This is a genomic window from Xanthomonas arboricola pv. populi, from assembly GCF_002939945.1.
Taxonomy (GTDB): domain Bacteria; phylum Pseudomonadota; class Gammaproteobacteria; order Xanthomonadales; family Xanthomonadaceae; genus Xanthomonas; species Xanthomonas arboricola_A.
Window position 1 is genome coordinate 204,945 of sequence record NZ_MDEB01000002.1, and the last position, 16,910, is coordinate 221,854.

Below are 16,910 nucleotides of genomic sequence, written 5' to 3' on the forward strand. Positions count from 1 at the left end.
CGTTGCTCGGCCGCTGCTAGCCGGCACGCCGGCTCGCCAACTTGTCCAGCCGGTCCAGCAGACTCACCCAGAACGCCGCCGGCAACTCTGCCTTGAGCGGCACGCTGTAGAGCCACTCGTCGGCGAACGGCCTGCACTTCACTGCGTCCTTTTCGGTCATCAGCACCGGCAGGCGGCTGCCGAAACTGAAATCCGCAGCGCGATACACGTGATGATCGGGAAACGCATGCGGCACCACGCCGATGCCGCGCGCGCGCAGCATCGCGAAGAAGCGTTCCGGGTGCGCGATCCCGGCCACCGCATGCACGCGCTGGCCGGCCAGCCTGCTCAATGGCTGAGCGCGCTTGCCATCCATCGGCTGCACGCTGTCGATGCTCAGGCGCATCTGCCATTCGCCGAATCCGGCGTCATCGGGTGCGGGTGTCGTCGTTGCTGCGCTGGCCTGGCCCAGATTGACCACGCGGAAATCGCAGTCGCGTGCACGTGCGGCCGGTTCGCGCAGCGGCCCTGCCGGCAACAGGCGCCCGTTGCCATAGCGGCGCTGGCCATCGACCACTTCGATCTCCACGTCGCGGGCGAGCCGATAGTGCTGCAGCCCGTCGTCGCAGACGACGATGTCGCAGCCCGCTTCGACCAGGGCGCGTGCCGCGGCCAGGCGATCGCTGTCCACGCGCACACGGGCGCCGGTCTTCCAGGCGATCAGTACCGGCTCGTCGCCGCCGAGCGCGACCGGCGTGTCCGCCTCGACCCAGCGTGCCGTATCCGATGCGTCACGGCCATACCCGCGACTGGCGACGCCGGGCGTCCAGCCGGCCTCCTGCAACTTGGCGACCAAGGCAATCGTCAATGGCGTCTTGCCGGTGCCGCCGGCGGTGACATTGCCCACCACGATCACCGGCACCGGCACCCCGTGGCGCTTGCGCCAGCCGCGGCGATACAGGGCGCGTCGCAGCGCGATGGCAGCGCCGTAGACCGGCGCCAGGAGGCGCGCCGATAGCGGGATCGGCGCATTGTCGTACCAGTAGCCCGGCGTGCGGGTGCCGCGCTTGCTCATGCCTGACGTTCGCGAAACTGCATGCCGTGCAGGTGCGAGTACAAGCCGCCCTGCTCCAGCAATTGGCGATGCGTGCCGCGCTCGACGATGCGACCCTGATCCATCACCAGCACCTGATCTGCATGCTCGATGGTGGACAGGCGGTGCGCGATCACCAGGGTGGTGCGGTCCGGCATCAATTTGTGCAAGGCGTCCTGCACCAGGCGTTCGGATTCGTTGTCCAGCGCCGCGGTGGCTTCGTCCAGGATCAGGATCGGCGCGTCCTTGAGCATCGCGCGCGCGATCGCCAGACGCTGGCGCTGACCACCGGACAGGCGCCCGCCCTTGGTGCCCACGTGCGACTGCAGGCCTTCGGGCAGTTGCGCGACGAATTCCATCGCATTGGCGCCCAGGATGGCGCGTTCCAGCTGGCCGGCGTCGGCACTGCGCATTTCGCCATAGGCGACGTTGTCGGCGATGCTGCCGTCGAACAGCATCACCTGCTGGCCGACCAGCGCGATCTGACGACGCAGATCGGCCAGCGCGTACGCCTGCACCGGGTGCCCGTCGAGCAGGATCTGCCCGGACTCCGCCTCGTAGAAGCGCGGAATCAACTTGATCAGGCTGGACTTGCCGCTGCCGGAACGCCCGACGATCGCCGTCACCGTGCCCGGCTGCGCCACGAAGCTGACCTCGGCCAGGGCCGGATTCACCTGCCCCGGATAACGCGCAGTGACATTGCGGAATTCGATCAAGCCCTTGGCGCGCGTCAGCGGCACCGTGCCCTGATCCGGCTCGTCAGGACTGTCGAGCACCGAGAACAGGCGCTCGGCCGAGGCCAGGCCGCGCTGCACCATGTTCTGCACGTTGGTGAGCTGCTTGAGCCCGGGAATGATCGTCAGCATCGAGGTCATCAGCACCACGAAATCACCTGCGGTCAACCGCCCGGCCAAGGCCTGCGCACCGGCCACGAACAGCAGCGCCGACAGACCGATCGCGCCGATCATCTGCACCGTGGCGGTGGAAATGCCACGCGTGGATTCGACCTTCATCGCCAGACGCAGATTGCGGTCGGCCAGGGCGCCATAGCGCTCCATTTCGGTCTGCTGGGCGCCGTAGATCTTGACCTCCTGATGGCTGGACAAGGTCTGGTCGGCCGCCTGCAACAGATGCGCGCCGCTTTCCTGGATGCTGTGACTGATGCGCCGATAGCGCCGCGCCACCTTGTCCATCACCCAGGCCAGCACCGGCGCCAGTACCAGGATGGTCAACGTGACCTGCCAGCTATGCCACAACATCAGCGCCAGCGCGCCGATCACCTGCAGCGATTGCTGGATCATCACCTTGACCGCATCCACCGCCGCCTGCGCCACCTGGTCCGAGTCCGAGCCCAGGCGGATCAGCATCGACGGTACCGGCTCGGAATCGAAGCGCGACCCCGGCAGGCGCAGATATTTGGACATCACCTTGACGCGCAGATCGCGCGCGATGCTGCGTGCGGATTTGCCCATCGCCATGTCGGTGATGTAGCCGGCGACCCCGCGCACCACGAACAACAGGATGATCTGCACCGGCAGCCAACGACTGACTTCGGCATTCTTGTAGATGAAGGTCTCGTCGGTGATCGGCTTCATCAACGCCAGAAAGCCGGTCGTGCCCGCCGCCTCGACCAGCGCGGCAATCAGCGCGGCGACCAACAAAATGCGATACGGCTTGGCGAAGGCCAGCAGGCGACGGTACGTGCGCCAGGACGACACTGGCGCCGGGCGGTCGTTGGAGGTGGTCACTGGCGGGTTCCGTTATTGCGTGTCTGGCCGGTCGTAGGCGTCGCGCCGGCTTGAGGCGCTGTGGCGATCGCGATCCGGCGGAAGCCGAGTTGACCCAACGCATCCTGCGCGGTCACCACGGCCTGATACGGCGTACGCGCATCGGCGCGCATCAGCACCGTCTGCTCGCGGTCGTCGCCGGCGATCTGGGCGATGGTCTGCTTGAGCGAGTCCGGGTCCGCACGCAGCACTTCCTGATCGTTGATGAAATAACGCCCATCGGCATTGACCAACACGCTCAGCGAACGTGGCGGCGCGCTGCTGTGTTGGTCGCTGGCGGTCGGAAGCTGCAGTTGCAGCGTGGAGCGTGCGTCGAAGGTCGTGGTCACCACGAAAAAGATGATGAGGACAAGGATCACGTCAATCAATGGCACCAGATCGATATGCGGCTCGTCCTGGCTTCGGTCACTGCCGATGCGCATCCGTCAGCCCTTTGCCATGACGGGTTTGCCAGCTGCCGCAAGCGGCACCGCGGCGGCTGGCACCGCGCGGCCGTCCATCGTGTCCAGCAGCAAGGTGGCTTCCTGCTCCATCTCGATGATGTAACCGGCGATACGTCCCTTGAAGAAGCGATGCGCGATCAAGGCCGGCACCGCGATGATCATGCCGGTCGCCGTACACACCAGCGCCTTGCCGATGCCGCCGGCTAGCTGGTTCACATCGCCGACGCCGTGATCGAGGATGCCCAAGAACATCTGGATCATGCCGACCACGGTGCCCAGCAGCCCCAGCAGCGGACCGGCCGAGGCGATGGTGCCCAAGGCATTCAGATAGCGCTCCATGCGGTGCACCACATGTCGGCCGGTGTCTTCGATGCGCTCGCGAATCAACTCACGCGGACGCCCACGCATGTCCAGCGCCGCGGCCAGCAAGGTCCCCAGCGGCGAATTGCGCCGCAGCGACTCGATGTGGCTGGGATCCAGTTTGCCGCGTGCGGCCCAGTTGCGGACCTCCTCGCCCAGACCTGGCGGGGTCACCTCGTTGCGGCGCAGGCTCCACAGACGCTCCAGCACGATCGCCAGGGCGATCACGCCCAACAACAGCAACGGCACCATCGGCCAACCGCCTGCCTTGACCAGCTCCAACACGATTCGATTCCTCCGGCAACGCGGCCGCCTATTCGCTGGTCGCTAGGATAGCAGCCGACCGCCGCCGTTCCGCAGCATCCCATAGCCGTGGCTGCCAGCGCCGCCGCTCGCGTACCTGCAGACCGTCTGCACCCAGCCAGACCCGGATCGCCCCGGCCTGGGCGGTGTCGAGCAGTTCGGCACCGCTGCCCTGCCAGCGCTGCACCACCTCGGCACGCGGGTGACCAAAGCGATTGCCGTGCCCGGAGGACACCAGCGCCAGCCGCGCGCCGGTGGCGGCGATGAAGCCGGCATGCGAGCCGTCGGTGCTGCCGTGATGCGGGACCACCACCAGATCGGCGCGCAGCTCCGGGGCATGCTCCCGCAGCAGGCGCCGCTCGACGATCTCGCCGATATCGCCCGGCAACAGCGCGCTTCCATACCGCGTCTCGATTCGCAGCACGCAACTGGATTGGTTGCGCAGATACGGAAAGCCGGCGCTTGGATGCAGGAAGCGAAAACGCACGCCGTCCCATGCCCACTGTCGGCCCGCACGGCAGCGGGTGCTGACGTCCAGCGGCGCCTGTGGCGGCGCAGCCGTCATCGCAGCGGGCAATCCCGCACGCACTGCCGCATAGCCGCCGGCATGATCGGCGTCGGCGTGACTGAGCACGATGGCATCCAGGCCGCGCAAGCCGAGCGCGCGCAAGGCCGGCAACACCACCCGCTCGCCTGCATCGAAGCCATCGCGCACCGCCGGGCCGGTGTCGAACAGCAGCGCATGCCGTTGCGTGCGTACCAGCACCGCCAGGCCCTGCCCCACATCCAGCACCTGCACATCGGCCTCTCCGGCCGCAGGCAGTTCGCGGTCCGGCCACAGCAGCGGCAACCACAACAGCAACGCCAGGGATTTGCCGGGCGTGCCGCGCGGCAGCAACAACCAGAACGCGCCGAGCAAGGCCGCGATCAACGCGACTGCATCGGACTCGGGCACCCACCACAACGCCACCGGCGTCTGCCCAAGCCAGACCAGGCCGGGCCAGGCCAGCTCGAAGCACCAGCCTGCCAATCGCCATGCCCAGGCACCGGCTCCCGGATGAAGTGCTTCCAGCGCAGTCCCCAGCAAGGCGAGCGGCACCACCACGAAGGTCCACCAGGGAATGGCGACCAGATTGGCCAATGGCCCCACCAACGATGCCTGCCCGAACAGGCTGACGGTCAACGGCAGCAGGCCGACGGTGGCGACGGTCTGGGCGGACAGGAAGCCTCGCACGATCGCGCGATCATCCGATGGCAGACACCACACCAGCCAGGCCACTCCGGCAAAGCTGAGCCAGAAGCCCGCCACCAGCACGCTCAGCGGGTCCCACAGCAGCACTGCCAACACCGCCAGCGCGAGAATCTGCGTGGTGGTGGCACGGCGCCGCACCACCCGCGCCAATGCGACCACGGCAATCATCAGCACGGTGCGCACCGTGGGCAGCGCCAAGCCTGCCAGCACCGCATAACCTGCCGCCCCCAGCAAGGCGGCGACTGCCGCCGCGTGGACACGCGGCATCCGCGTTCCAAGCGCTGGCCAGCAACGCCAGAGTCCGGCGACCAGCATGGCGACGAACGCAGCGACCAGCCCCACATGAAATCCCGAGATCGCAATCAGATGGCTGAGCCCGGTCGCGCGCAGGGTCGCCCAGGCTGCTTCGTCCAGCCCGCGTGTGTCGCCCAACGCGAGCGCGCGCAGGTAAGGCGCCGAGGAGCCGGGCACGCCCTCGGCCAAGCGCTGCGACATCCCTTCGCGCCAGGCATCCACGCCACGCGGTGCAGCGACCTGCCGCGCAGCAGCTGGCACCCGCACATAGCCGGTGGCGGCAATGCGCTGTGCCAGCGCCTGCCGCTCGGCATCGAAGCCACCGGGATTGCGCAAGCCACGCGGCGCACGCAGCTTGAGCCGCAGCTGCCACCCTGCGCCCGCGCGCAGTGCGGCACGCGGCCCCATGCGCTCGGCACCGAAGTCGTCATACCAGGCCAACTGCAGCAGCTTGCCGCGCAGTGCTGCAGGCTGTGCGGGATCGTCATCCACGCGCAGTTGAAAGCGCGTGCGTCGTGGCTCGGCGACCGGCAATTCGACGATCTGGCCGCGCACCGTCAGTTCCCGCGCTTCATCCTGCGGGCGCAGTTGTGCCTGCAGGACACCGGCGACCTGCCAGCCCATCAGCCCGAAACCGAACACCGCGCTGGCCAGTGCCCACACCAATACGATCCGCCGCGGGCGCAGCCATGTGCTGACGCCGATGCCCAGCGCCCCTGCACCAACGCAGGCCGCATAGACCGCACGCGACAGCAGCGCAGGCGACCACGCGCACACCACGATGCCCAGCAACAATGCCGCTGCCGATGTCATCGTCGATACGCTCTGCGGCGAAGGCGATGCCTGTGCTGACGCATGCATGCTGTCGGTCGCCATCCTGGCCGTGGTCCATCCACCGACTCAAGTTAGACCTGCGCCTGCGTCGGGCACAGCAGCGAGGGGCGCATTGCTTGGTAGGAAAAAGGCTTCGCCTGCAGTGTGCATCCAGCGCGTCGAAAGTGCTGCTACGGGCGCGCAACACGCTGGGAAAGCCAATGTGTGCAGGCTGCGCAGCGACCGCGGCGGCCTGCATTCGCCTCTATTTCATGACGGCCGCGCTATGTTCGCGACTGTTTTCGAGGAGTTTCCCCCATGCGTAAAGGCACTGCACTGATTGTCGGCGTGACCGGCATTTCCGGTTACAACCTCGCCAATGTCCTGGTGGCCGATGGCTGGACGGTCTACGGCCTGGCGCGGCGCCCGCTGCCACAGGATGGCGTGATCCCGCTTGCTGCCGATCTGCTGGATGCCGAAAGCACCAGCAAGGCGCTGCGTGGCCTGCCGATCACCCACGTGTTCTTCTGCACCTGGACCCGGCGCGACACCGAGCGCGAAAACGTCGAAGCCAACGGCGCGATGATGCGGCATCTGTGCGAAGCGCTGAGCGATGCACCGCTGCAGCACATGGCGCTGGTCACCGGCACCAAGCACTACCTGGGTGCGTTCGAGAACTACGGCAGCGGCAAGGCAGAAACCCCGTTCCGCGAAAGCGAGCCGCGCCAGCCCGGCGAGAATTTCTACTACACGCTGGAAGACCTGTTGTTCGCACACGCCGAGCAGCACGGGTTCGGCTGGAGCGTGCATCGCTCGCACACCATGATCGGCATGGCCAATGGCAGCAATGCGATGAACATGGGCGTGACGCTGGCGGTGTATGCGTCGCTGTGCAAGCACACCGGCCAGCCGTTCGTGTTTCCCGGCTCGCAGGCGCAGTGGAACAGCCTCACCGACCTGACCGATGCCGGCCTGCTCGGCAAGCAGCTGGCCTGGGCCGGCTTGAGCCCGGCCGCGCGCAATCAGGCCTTCAACACCGTCAATGGCGATGTGTTCCGCTGGCGCTGGATGTGGAGCCAGATTGCCGACTTCTTCGGGCTCGACGCTGCGCCCTGCCCCGAAACCCCGACGCCACTGGAAGCACGCCTGAGCGAGACCGCGCCGGCGGTGTGGAGCGAGATCGCCGAGCAGCACGGCCTGGTGGAAGCCGACGTCAACCGGCTGGCATCCTGGTGGCACACCGACGCCGACCTGGGCCGCGAGATCGAGTGCGTCAACGACATGACCAAGAGCCGCGAGCTGGGCTTTGTGGATTTCTACGACAGCCGCGCATCGTTCCTGGAACTGTTCACGCGCCTGCGCGCACAGCGCATCATTCCGTGATGCGCCAGGTCGTTGTCACACCTGTGACGGCGACCGTTTCCCGTCAACGCAGGCATCGACGCGATAATTCTTGCGGGCACTGCGTGCTGAGCGAACAGGCCGTTGCAACATCCGGCCGATCCATTGCGACGATGCATCGGCAACCAGCATCCGGGGCTTCAATCCGAGATCCGCATTTCAACACTGCCCGGCCGTCAGAGATTCCGACGGCCGGGCAGTGCTTCTTACACCGCAGACGGGGCCAACTCGCGCAGCTTGCCCTGATGCAGCTCGAGCACGCGGTCCAGACGCCGCGCCAGGCTGCGGTCGTGCGTCACCAGGACCAGACTGGTGCGCTGCGCACGATTGAGTTCCAGCATCAGTTCGAACACGGTCTCGGCGGTCTTGTCGTCCAGGTTGCCGGTCGGCTCATCGCCCAGCACGCAGCCCGGCTTGTTCACCAGTGCACGCGCCACGGCCGCACGCTGACGCTCGCCGCCGGACAACTCGCTGGGCTTGTGCTCGATGCGATGTCCGAGCCCGACCGATTCCAGCAACTGCAAGGCCTGCGCCCGGGCGAGCGAGACCTCTTTGCCGGACAACAGCACCGGCATCATCACGTTTTCCAGCGCGGTGAATTCCGGCAACAGATGATGGAACTGGTACACGAAGCCCAGGGCCTGATTGCGCAGCTTGCCGCGCGCGCCATCGGACAACGCCGACATGCGCCGGCCGGCCACATACACCTCGCCCGAGGTCGGAATATCCAGCCCGCCAAGCAGGTGCAGCAGCGTGCTCTTGCCCGCGCCGGAGGCGCCGACGATGGCGACGGTTTCGCCGGTCGCCACGGTCAGATCCAGTCCGTCGAACACCGGTGTGCGCATCTTGCCTTCGGCGTAGGTCTTGGCCAGACCTTCGGCGCGGATCACCGCCTCTACTTGGTTTGGCTTCTGCACGACCGATTCCCGATTCCCGATTCCCGATTCCTTGATCTCATTCATAACGCAGCGCCTCCGCCGGCTGCGTGCGCGACGCGCGCCATGCCGGATACAAGGTCGCCAGGAAACTCATCACCAGCGCGACAACGGTGATCACCACCACGTCCTGGGTCTGCATATCGGTCGGCAATCCGGTGATGTAATACACGTCCTCGGGCAGCAGCTTGACGCTGAAGATCGTCTCGATCACGCCCAGGATGCGTTCCAGATTGAGCGTCAGCACGATGCCGCCGATCACGCCCATGATCGTGCCCATGAAGCCGATCAACGAACCCTGCACCATGAACACCTGCATCACGCCCGCAGGAGACAGGCCCAGGGTGCGCAGGATGGCGATATCGGCCTGCTTGTCGGTGACCAGCATCACCTGCGAGGACACCAGGTTGAACGCGCCCATCGCCACGATCAGCGACAGCAGGATGCCCATCACGGTCTTTTCCATCTTCAACGAGTGGTAGAGATTGGCGTTCTCCTGGGTCCAGTCGCTGACACGGTACGGGCCGTGCAACTTCATCGCCAGATCGCGCGCGACCGGCCAGGCCTGATCCATGTCGTGCAGGCGCAGCCGCACGCCGGTGACGCCGTCCATGCGCAACACGCGCGCCAGGTCCTGCATGTTGACCACGGCCAGGCCGCGGTCGATCTCGTTGTAGCCCGCCTCGAAGATTCCGCTGACGGTGAAGCGCTTGAGCCGCGGCATCGCGCCCAGCGGCGTGGCCTGGGTATCGCTGAGCAGCACCACGATGCTGTCGCCCATATCCACGCCCAGCCAGAGCGCCAGCTCCTTGCCGATGACGATGTTGTAGGAGCCAGGTGTCAGGCTGTCGACCGACCCCTGCTGCATCTTCTTGGCCAGCACCGACACCTTGCCCTCTTCGGCAGGAACGATGCCGCGCACGATTGCCGGCTGCTTGCGCGGGCCCTGCAGCAGCGATTCGGTTTCGATGTAAGGCGCGGCACCGGCGATGCGCGGATCGGCCATGGCGACCTCGACCGCATGTTGCCAGTCGTGCATCGGTGCGCCGTCCGCACTGACGGTGGCATGCGCGGCCATCTGCAGCAGACGGTCGCGGATCTCCTTCTGGAAACCGCTCATCACCGCCAGCGTGGTGATAAGTACGGTCACGCCCAGGGCGATGCCCAGGATCGATGCCATCGAGATAAACGAGATGAAGCCATTGCGCCGCTTGGCACGCAGGTAGCGCAAGCCGATGGCAACCGGGATAGGTTTGAACATGCGGTTCAACCAGGAAAGGGACGCTATGGTGCCACTTGCGGCCGCCCGGACGAAATGGCATGTGCCTGAGCGGCCAGACGCAGTTCACGTCGCTGCGCCACCGGCAAGGTATCCGGCCAGAAATGCAGTCGTTGACGACGTGCATCCGGGCCAGTCCACGACACCACCGCAATCGGCCCGCGCCATGCCACCTGCAGGCCTTGCACCTGCTTGCCGTCGACGCTGGCGGGCGTTTGGCTCCAGTGCACGATCACGTCCCGTGCTGGCGAACGCAACAGCACACGCAACGACCGCCCGCCCGCCAACACTGCATAGACAGACAACCCCACCGCCAGCCATAGCGGCACCCCGCTACGCCAGAGCGCCCATAACGCGAGCGCGCTCAGCACGCCCAGTGCGCAGACAAGCCCGCGCGAGGGTCGCCATTCAAGCCGGCATGGCGCGAATATCGGCGATGAGTACGGCGTTGGCGGCATCGGGGCAGGCCTCGTATCCCATGAACCAGCGCCACAACTTATCGTCTTCGCAATCCAGCAACTGTAGGAAAACCGCGCGCTCGGACTCGGAAGCCTGCGCCCAGCGTCGATCCAGATAGCGCCCGAACAATTGATCGAGCTCGCGCATGCCGCGCCGGCAACGCCAGCGCAGTTTCTTCAGCAGGGTCTGTTCGTCCATCTCACTTCTCCACCTCGCCTTGCCGGCGCCGAAAACGACAGCGGCACCAGACCAAGAGCCGGTGCCGCTGTGAACCCTCTCCCCGCCAAGGCGGGACTTCATTACCTGCGATCAGGCGCGACGCGCCATCATCAGCTTCTTGATCTCGGCAATGGCCAGCGCCGGATTCAGGCCCTTCGGGCAGGTCCGCGCGCAGTTCATGATGGTGTGGCAGCGATACAGCTTGAACGGATCTTCCAGGTCGTCCAGGCGAGCACCGGTGTCTTCATCGCGCGAATCGATGATCCAGCGATACGCCTGCAGCAGGATCGCCGGGCCCAGATAGCGCTCGCCATTCCACCAGTAGCTCGGGCAGCTGGTCGAGCAGCAGGCGCACAGGATGCACTCGTACAGACCATCGAGCTTGCGGCGGTCTTCCGGCGACTGCAGGCGCTCGCGGTCCGGCGGCGGCGGGGTCTGGGTGCGGATCCACGGCTTGATCGATGCGTACTGCGCGTAGAAATGCGTCAGATCCGGCACCAGGTCCTTGATCACGCTCATGTGCGGCAGCGGATAGATCGGCACCTCGGCCTTGCCGCAGGCGGCAATCGCCTTGGTGCAGGCGAGTGTATTGGTGCCGTCGATGTTCATCGCGCACGAGCCGCAGATGCCTTCGCGGCAGGAGCGACGGAATGCCAGCGTCGGGTCGATCTCGTTCTTGATCTTGATCAGCGCGTCCAACACCATCGGACCGCACTTGTCGAGATCGATCTCGTAACTGTCGGTACGCGGGTTGGCCTCGCCATCCGGATCCCAGCGGTAGACCTTGAAGGTGCGTTTGTTCTTGGCGCCCTGCGCAGGGTAATGCTTGCCCTTGCCGATCTTTGAATTCTTGGGGAGGGTGAACTCTGCCATAGCTGCTCTCGTTGGCTCAGGCGATGCGCGGTGCGAACGACAACCGCACCGTGCGCATGAAGGTAAATATGACGGACGCCACCGCCGAGGCGGTGGCGCAACGGCCGGCGGCGTGCCGGCGTCGCCGCTGCGTCATGACGCGATCCGGCTGTCGCGCTGCACGGCTGCCGTGGCCGGACAGGCCGGTCGGCAGAGTCAACGCGGAAGCGGATCGATCCATGCGCATCGATCAGTAAACGCGCGGCTTCGGCGGGACCACGTCCACGTCCTTGCTCAGCGTGTACATGTGCACCGGACGATATTCGAACTCGCACTTGCCCTTGTCGTCGACGGTAACCAGCGTGTGCTTCTGCCAGTTGACGTCGTCGCGGTCCGGGAAGTCTTCGTGCGAATGCGCGCCGCGGCTTTCATGCCGCTGCTCGGCCGAGTTGATCGTCGCCACTGCGTTGAGCAGCAGGTTGTTCAACTCGTAGGTCTCGATCAGATCCGAGTTCCACACCAGCGAGCGGTCCGAGACCTTGACGTCTTCGAAGCTGGCGAAGATCTCGGCCATCTTGTCGACGCCCTCTTTGAGCGTCTTGCTGGTACGGAACACGGCCGCGTCCGACTGCATGGTGCGCTGCATGTTGTCGCGAATCACCGAGGTCGGCGTGGAGCCGTTGGCGTAGCGCAACTTGTCCAGCAGGCCCAGCGCCTTGTCGCAGACATCGGACGGCAGCGTCTTGTGCGGCTGGTTGGGCTTGACCGTCTCGGCGCAGCGGTTCGCCACCGCACGGCCGAACACCACCAGATCCAGCAGCGAGTTGGAGCCCAGGCGGTTGGCACCGTGCACCGACACGCAGGCGGCTTCGCCGATCGCATACAGGCCCGGCACCACCGCATCCGGGTCGTCGCCCTGCTTGCGCACGACTTCGCCGTAGAAGTTGGTCGGAATGCCACCCATGTTGTAGTGCACGGTCGGCAACACCGGAATCGGCTGCTTGGTCACGTCCACACCGGCAAAGATGTGCGCGCTCTCGGCGATGCCGGGCAGCTTTTCGTTGATGACTTCCGGGCCGAGGTGGGTCAGGTCGAGCAGGATGTGATCCTTGTGCTCGCCCACGCCACGGCCTTCGCGGATCTCCACGGTCATCGAGCGCGATACCACGTCGCGCGATGCCAGATCCTTGTAATGCGGCGCATAGCGCTCCATGAAGCGCTCGCCGTTGCTGTTGCGCAGGATGCCGCCTTCGCCACGCACGCCTTCGGTGATCAGGCAGCCCGCACCATAGATGCCGGTGGGATGGAACTGCACGAACTCCATGTCCTGCACCGGCAGGCCGGCACGCATCACCAGGCCGCCGCCGTCACCGGTGCAGGTGTGGGCCGAGGTGGCGCTGAAGTAGGCACGGCCATAGCCGCCGGTGGCCAGCACCACGCCGTGGGCGCGGAACAGATGCAAGCTCCCATCGGCCATGTCCAGCGCCAGCACGCCGCGGCAGACGCCCTCCTCGTCGAAGATCAGGTCGAGCGCGAAGTACTCGATCATGAAGCGTGCGTTGTGTGCCAGGGACTGCTGATACAGCGTGTGCAGCATCGCGTGACCGGTACGGTCGGCCGCCGCGCAGGTGCGCTGCGCCGACGGGCCTTCGCCGTACTTGGTGGTCATGCCGCCGAACGGGCGCTGGTAGATCTTGCCCTCTTCGGTACGCGAGAACGGCACGCCGTAGTGCTCGAGCTCGATGATGGCCGGGATCGCCTCACGGCACATGTACTCGATCGCGTCCTGGTCGCCCAGCCAATCGGAGCCCTTGATGGTGTCGTAGAAGTGGTAGCGCCAGTCGTCTTCGCCCATGTTGCCGAGCGCGGCCGAGATGCCGCCCTGCGCCGCCACGGTATGCGAGCGGGTCGGGAAGACCTTGGTCAGGCAGACGGTCTGCAGGCCCTTCTGGGCCAGGCCGAACGTGGCGCGCAGGCCGGCGCCGCCGGCGCCCACCACGACCATGTCGTACTTGTGTTCCGTAATCTTGTAAGCGGACATCGAATTATGGATTCCTGTTTGGTCGCGGGCGACTCAGCTGATGCCCAGCGCAATACGCGCCACGGCAAACACGCTGACGATGGCGCCCAGCACGGCGACGAAGCGCACGATGGTCTGCGCAGCAAGCGCGAGCAGCGAGTTGTGCACGTAATCTTCCAGCACTACCTGCATGCCCAGCTGCGCATGCCAGAACGAGGCGATCAGGAAGCCGACCAACAGGATCGCGTTCCAAGGCTTGGCCACAGCAGCACTGGCTGCGGCGTGATCGGCACCGATCAGGCTCAGCACGAAGATCAAGAACCAGATCGACAGCGGCACCAGGGCGGTGGCGGTCAGGCGCTGCACCACGAAGTGCTCGGTACCGGTCTTGGCGGCACCCAGGCCACGCACGTTTTTCAACGGGGTACGGTAGCGGCTCATACGGCACCTCCGGCCAGCAGCACATATGCCCAGATCGCAGCGGTGAGCACGAAGCTCAGGATCAGCGACAACCAGCCGAGACTGACGAACGAGCGCACTGCATAGCCCTGTCCGAAGTCCTGCATGATGTGGCGCAGTCCACCGAACAGGTGGAACGCGAAGCACCAGGTCCAGCCGAACAGGAACACTTGCCCGTACCAGGCGCCAGCGTGGGCGCGGAAACAATTCCAGTGGTCGGGGCCGAGCATCAATGTCAGCAAGGCGGCGGCAATCGCCAGAGCGCCGATGGACAGTACGATGCCGGTGGCTCGATTGAGAATCGAGGTCACCATCTGTATCTGCCAACGGTACACCTGGAGATGCGGGGAAAGAGGACGTTCGCGGATCGCCATTCGCTGGGCTCGTTTTCTCGGCTGGGCGGCACTAGACCGCTGTGGCTAAAGGCTGCTCAAAAATCGATGCAGCGTCCATTTTTTTCCCAGTCGCCGTAGCGCGTTGGCTCAGGGCCGTCGCGTCCACCAATTTCCTTGGGCAGTGGCTGCTTCTCGGGAATATGCTCCTGAGGAGAAGGCTGCGTCTCGGAATCCTGCGCTGGGGTGGGGGTTGGATGGCCTATCATAGTGGTCTCACAACTTTGCGATTTTAGTCCTCCCCTTCCGTGGCTGACAACCTGAATCTTATCCCGCAGGGTTTTGGCTCCCTGCACGACATGCAGTACGTCCGCTTGATCGGGACGGATGCAGTGGCGTTCGCGCATGCGCAATTTGCCAACGACGTACAGGCACTGGCGATCGGGCAGTGGCAGTGGAATGCGTGGTTGACGGCAAAGGGGCGCGTGGTCGCCATCTTCGCACTCCTGCGTGAGGACGACACACACCTGTTGATGCTGTTGCCCGATGGCAATGCGGCCGAGATCGCAGCGCAACTCGGCCGTTTCGTGTTCCGACGCAAGCTCACGATCGGCGTGGCGGCGCTTTCGGCGTACGGCGGCTTTGTCGCACCTGCACGCGCGCAGGGCGCGCAGGCCGATATCGGAACGCAGCGTATCGAATTGGACATGGGCAGCACTGCCCTGCCGCGCACCCTGTTATTGCTCGCGGACCAGGAGGCATTGGCCGCGCCTATCGAATCTGCGCGCATGGACGCCGACTGGCGCCGTGCGGACCTGCAACTGGGGCTGGCGCGCCTGCCTGCTACGCAACGCGAGCAATGGACGCCGCAACAGCTGGCGTTGGATCGCCTGCAGGCGTTCAGCGTCAAAAAGGGCTGCTACCCCGGCCAGGAGATCGTTGCGCGGACGCATTTTCTTGGCAAAGCCAAGCGTGCGCTGCAGCTGCTGCAGGCCGATGCTGCCGGCAGCGATGCGCTGATCGACGCGGGCCAGGCCGTGCTGCTGGGCGATGCCACCGTCGGCACGCTGGTCAGCGTGGCGGGCGATCTTGCGCTGGCGGTGTTGCCGCTGGAGCTGACCCTGGAGGCCGACGCCGTGCTGCAAGCGGGCGCGCATGCCGCCCGCCCGCTTGCGTTCGTGCAGGGACTGGCGCGTTAGGCCAGCGCCAGCCGTTCGCCGCTGGCCGGGTCGAAGAAGTGCAGCGCCTCGCTGCGCAGCGCCAGGCGCAATTGCTCCCCCACCGCCGGCAGGGCCTGCGGCGCGACCCGGATCACCAGCGGCTGGCCGCCACGGTCCAGGTTGAGGAAGATCTCGTTGCCGACCGGCTCGATCACATCGACACGCGCGTCGAAGCCCAGTGCGGCATCACTTGACGGCTGCAGGTGCTCCGGGCGTACGCCGACGATCACGTCGCGACCGAACCAGCTGCGCTCGACCCGCGCCGCACCCAGCGGCACGCGCCAGCCATCGGCCATGACCAGATGCAGGCCGTCCTGCTCATCCAGGCGCCCCTGCAGCACGTTCATCGCCGGGCTGCCGAGGAATCCGGCAACGAACAGATTGGCCGGGCGGTCGTACAGCGCCATCGGGCTGTCGATCTGCTGGATCACGCCATCCTTGAGCACCACGATGCGCTGGCCGAGCGTCATTGCCTCGACCTGATCGTGGGTGACGTAGATCATCGTGGTACCGAGCTTGCGATGCAGCTGCGCGATCTCGGTGCGCACGCTGTGACGCAGTTTGGCATCCAGATTGGACAGCGGCTCGTCGAGCAGGAACACCGACGACTCGCGGACCATCGCCCGTCCCAGCGCCACGCGCTGACGCTGGCCGCCGGACATCGCCTTGGGCAGCTTGTCGAGCATCGGCGTCAGCCCCAGCAGCTCGGCGGCGTTGTTGACCCGCTCGGCGATGACCTGCTTGGGGTGGCCGCGCAGCTTGAGCCCGAAGGCCAGGTTCTCTGCCACGGTCATGTGCGGGTAGAGCGCATAGCTCTGGAACACCATGGCGATGTCGCGATCCTTCGGGGCCACGTCGTTGACCACGCGCTCGCCGATCTTCAGCGTGCCGGCGCTGATGTCCTCGAGCCCGGCGATCATGCGCAACAGGGTCGACTTGCCGCAGCCGGACGGACCGACCAGCACCATCAACTCGCCATCGGCGACCTCGAAGCTCGCACCCTGCACCGCGACCTGGCCGTTCTCGTAGACCTTGCGGACACCTTCCAACTGCACTTTCGCCATCTTCGGCCTCAACGTAAGTTGTGCGCCCTGCCCTCGGCCCTCCCGACGGCGGTGACGCCGCATGCGCCTGCAAGGAAATTTCCTGCAAACGAATGCATTGGTTTATTCTGACATGTAATCGTTTTCACATGGCAACATCGATCTCGGGAGGGACCATGCCGCCACCGACCCAAGCCGCTGCCTCAAGCGGTGCAGCCTACCTTGCAAGTCCCGCCATTCGGCCACGCATGTGCAGGTCTACCGCCGCGGCGCTAACCGCTGACGGCCACTTGCTGCAACAATCGGGGATTGGGCGTGCGCGCCCATCCCCCGCTGCGCGCACGCCAGTGTCGCTCAGGAACAGACG

17 protein-coding genes and 1 pseudogene are annotated in these 16,910 nt (G+C 65.8%); 2 read left to right on the plus strand and 16 right to left on the minus strand.

From position 1 onward, the window contains the following. Positions 1 to 16: 16 nt before the first annotated feature. From lpxK to XaplCFBP3123_RS07325, 5 genes and pseudogenes are all read right to left on the minus strand, one after another. Positions 17 to 1,054: a tetraacyldisaccharide 4'-kinase gene (gene lpxK / locus XaplCFBP3123_RS07305; RefSeq protein WP_104533456.1), complete on the minus strand. Its 1,038-nt coding sequence runs from the start codon at positions 1,052 to 1,054 to the stop codon at positions 17 to 19. Continuing rightward, the gene (msbA, locus tag XaplCFBP3123_RS07310) at positions 1,051 to 2,820 is read right to left on the minus strand and encodes a lipid A export permease/ATP-binding protein MsbA (RefSeq protein ID WP_104533457.1); all 1,770 of its coding nucleotides are present in this window, start codon (positions 2,818 to 2,820) and stop codon (positions 1,051 to 1,053) included. The genes lpxK and msbA overlap by 4 nt, the downstream gene beginning before the upstream one ends. Beyond that, positions 2,817 to 3,281: an ExbD/TolR family protein gene (locus XaplCFBP3123_RS07315; RefSeq protein WP_104533458.1), complete on the minus strand. Its 465-nt coding sequence runs from the start codon at positions 3,279 to 3,281 to the stop codon at positions 2,817 to 2,819. Before XaplCFBP3123_RS07315 ends, msbA begins: the two co-directional genes overlap by 4 nt. 3 nt (positions 3,282 to 3,284) lie before the next feature. After that, on the minus strand, positions 3,285 to 3,947 hold the full coding sequence (locus XaplCFBP3123_RS07320) for a MotA/TolQ/ExbB proton channel family protein (RefSeq protein WP_104533459.1): 663 nt from the start codon (positions 3,945 to 3,947) through the stop codon (positions 3,285 to 3,287). Further along, positions 3,841 to 6,387, minus strand: a pseudogene (locus XaplCFBP3123_RS07325) (DNA internalization-related competence protein ComEC/Rec2); the annotation flags it as partial. The pseudogene XaplCFBP3123_RS07325 and the gene XaplCFBP3123_RS07320, both read right to left, overlap by 107 nt. Before the next feature lie 255 nt (positions 6,388 to 6,642). Between XaplCFBP3123_RS07325 and XaplCFBP3123_RS07330 the strand changes: the two are divergent. Continuing rightward, entirely contained in the window at positions 6,643 to 7,707 is a 1,065-nt protein-coding gene (locus XaplCFBP3123_RS07330; protein WP_104533461.1) for an SDR family oxidoreductase, read from the plus strand. A gap of 224 nt (positions 7,708 to 7,931) precedes the next feature. On the opposite strand, the gene lolD is transcribed toward XaplCFBP3123_RS07330, so the two are convergent. The 10 genes from lolD to XaplCFBP3123_RS21840 all read right to left on the minus strand — a co-directional run bounded on the left by lolD (position 7,932) and on the right by XaplCFBP3123_RS21840 (position 14,687). Next, positions 7,932 to 8,687 (minus strand): lipoprotein-releasing ABC transporter ATP-binding protein LolD, encoded by a 756-nt coding sequence (lolD, locus tag XaplCFBP3123_RS07335; protein WP_172453141.1) that lies wholly within the window; start codon positions 8,685 to 8,687, stop codon positions 7,932 to 7,934. Continuing rightward, entirely contained in the window at positions 8,680 to 9,921 is a 1,242-nt protein-coding gene (locus XaplCFBP3123_RS07340; RefSeq protein WP_104533462.1) for a lipoprotein-releasing ABC transporter permease subunit, read from the minus strand. The genes lolD and XaplCFBP3123_RS07340 overlap by 8 nt, the downstream gene beginning before the upstream one ends. A 23-nt stretch (positions 9,922 to 9,944) precedes the next feature. Further along, a complete protein-coding gene (locus XaplCFBP3123_RS07345; RefSeq protein WP_104533463.1) occupies positions 9,945 to 10,397 on the minus strand; it encodes a hypothetical protein in 453 nt (150 codons plus the stop codon). Further along, positions 10,348 to 10,596: a succinate dehydrogenase assembly factor 2 gene (locus XaplCFBP3123_RS07350; protein WP_104533464.1), complete on the minus strand. Its 249-nt coding sequence runs from the start codon at positions 10,594 to 10,596 to the stop codon at positions 10,348 to 10,350. The genes XaplCFBP3123_RS07345 and XaplCFBP3123_RS07350 overlap by 50 nt, the downstream gene beginning before the upstream one ends. 111 nt (positions 10,597 to 10,707) lie before the next feature. Further along, positions 10,708 to 11,490, minus strand: a complete 783-nt coding sequence (locus XaplCFBP3123_RS07355) for a succinate dehydrogenase iron-sulfur subunit (protein WP_039521725.1) — start codon at positions 11,488 to 11,490, stop codon at positions 10,708 to 10,710. A gap of 16 nt (positions 11,491 to 11,506) precedes the next feature. Further along, positions 11,507 to 11,710 (minus strand): hypothetical protein, encoded by a 204-nt coding sequence (locus XaplCFBP3123_RS07360; protein ID WP_429001616.1) that lies wholly within the window; start codon positions 11,708 to 11,710, stop codon positions 11,507 to 11,509. A 9-nt stretch (positions 11,711 to 11,719) separates the two neighbouring features. Further along, entirely contained in the window at positions 11,720 to 13,510 is a 1,791-nt protein-coding gene (gene sdhA / locus XaplCFBP3123_RS07365) for a succinate dehydrogenase flavoprotein subunit (RefSeq protein WP_104533466.1), read from the minus strand. Between the two features lie 33 nt (positions 13,511 to 13,543). Further along, complete coding sequence (sdhD, locus tag XaplCFBP3123_RS07370; RefSeq protein ID WP_104533467.1) at positions 13,544 to 13,930, minus strand: succinate dehydrogenase, hydrophobic membrane anchor protein; 387 nt, start codon at positions 13,928 to 13,930, stop codon at positions 13,544 to 13,546. After that, complete coding sequence (gene sdhC, locus XaplCFBP3123_RS07375) at positions 13,927 to 14,322, minus strand: succinate dehydrogenase, cytochrome b556 subunit (RefSeq protein WP_104533468.1); 396 nt, start codon at positions 14,320 to 14,322, stop codon at positions 13,927 to 13,929. Before sdhC ends, sdhD begins: the two co-directional genes overlap by 4 nt. A gap of 56 nt (positions 14,323 to 14,378) precedes the next feature. Further along, entirely contained in the window at positions 14,379 to 14,687 is a 309-nt protein-coding gene (locus tag XaplCFBP3123_RS21840) for a DUF1674 domain-containing protein (RefSeq protein WP_343125487.1), read from the minus strand. Between XaplCFBP3123_RS21840 and XaplCFBP3123_RS07385 the strand changes: the two genes are divergently transcribed. Continuing rightward, on the plus strand, positions 14,589 to 15,479 hold the full coding sequence (locus XaplCFBP3123_RS07385; protein ID WP_104533469.1) for a YgfZ/GcvT domain-containing protein: 891 nt from the start codon (positions 14,589 to 14,591) through the stop codon (positions 15,477 to 15,479). The two genes, XaplCFBP3123_RS21840 and XaplCFBP3123_RS07385, sit on opposite strands and share 99 nt — an antisense overlap. On the opposite strand, the gene XaplCFBP3123_RS07390 is transcribed toward XaplCFBP3123_RS07385, so the two are convergent. Then, the gene (locus XaplCFBP3123_RS07390; RefSeq protein ID WP_104533470.1) at positions 15,476 to 16,564 is read right to left on the minus strand and encodes an ABC transporter ATP-binding protein; all 1,089 of its coding nucleotides are present in this window, start codon (positions 16,562 to 16,564) and stop codon (positions 15,476 to 15,478) included. The two genes, XaplCFBP3123_RS07385 and XaplCFBP3123_RS07390, sit on opposite strands and share 4 nt — an antisense overlap. Positions 16,565 to 16,910: the final 346 nt, after the last annotated feature.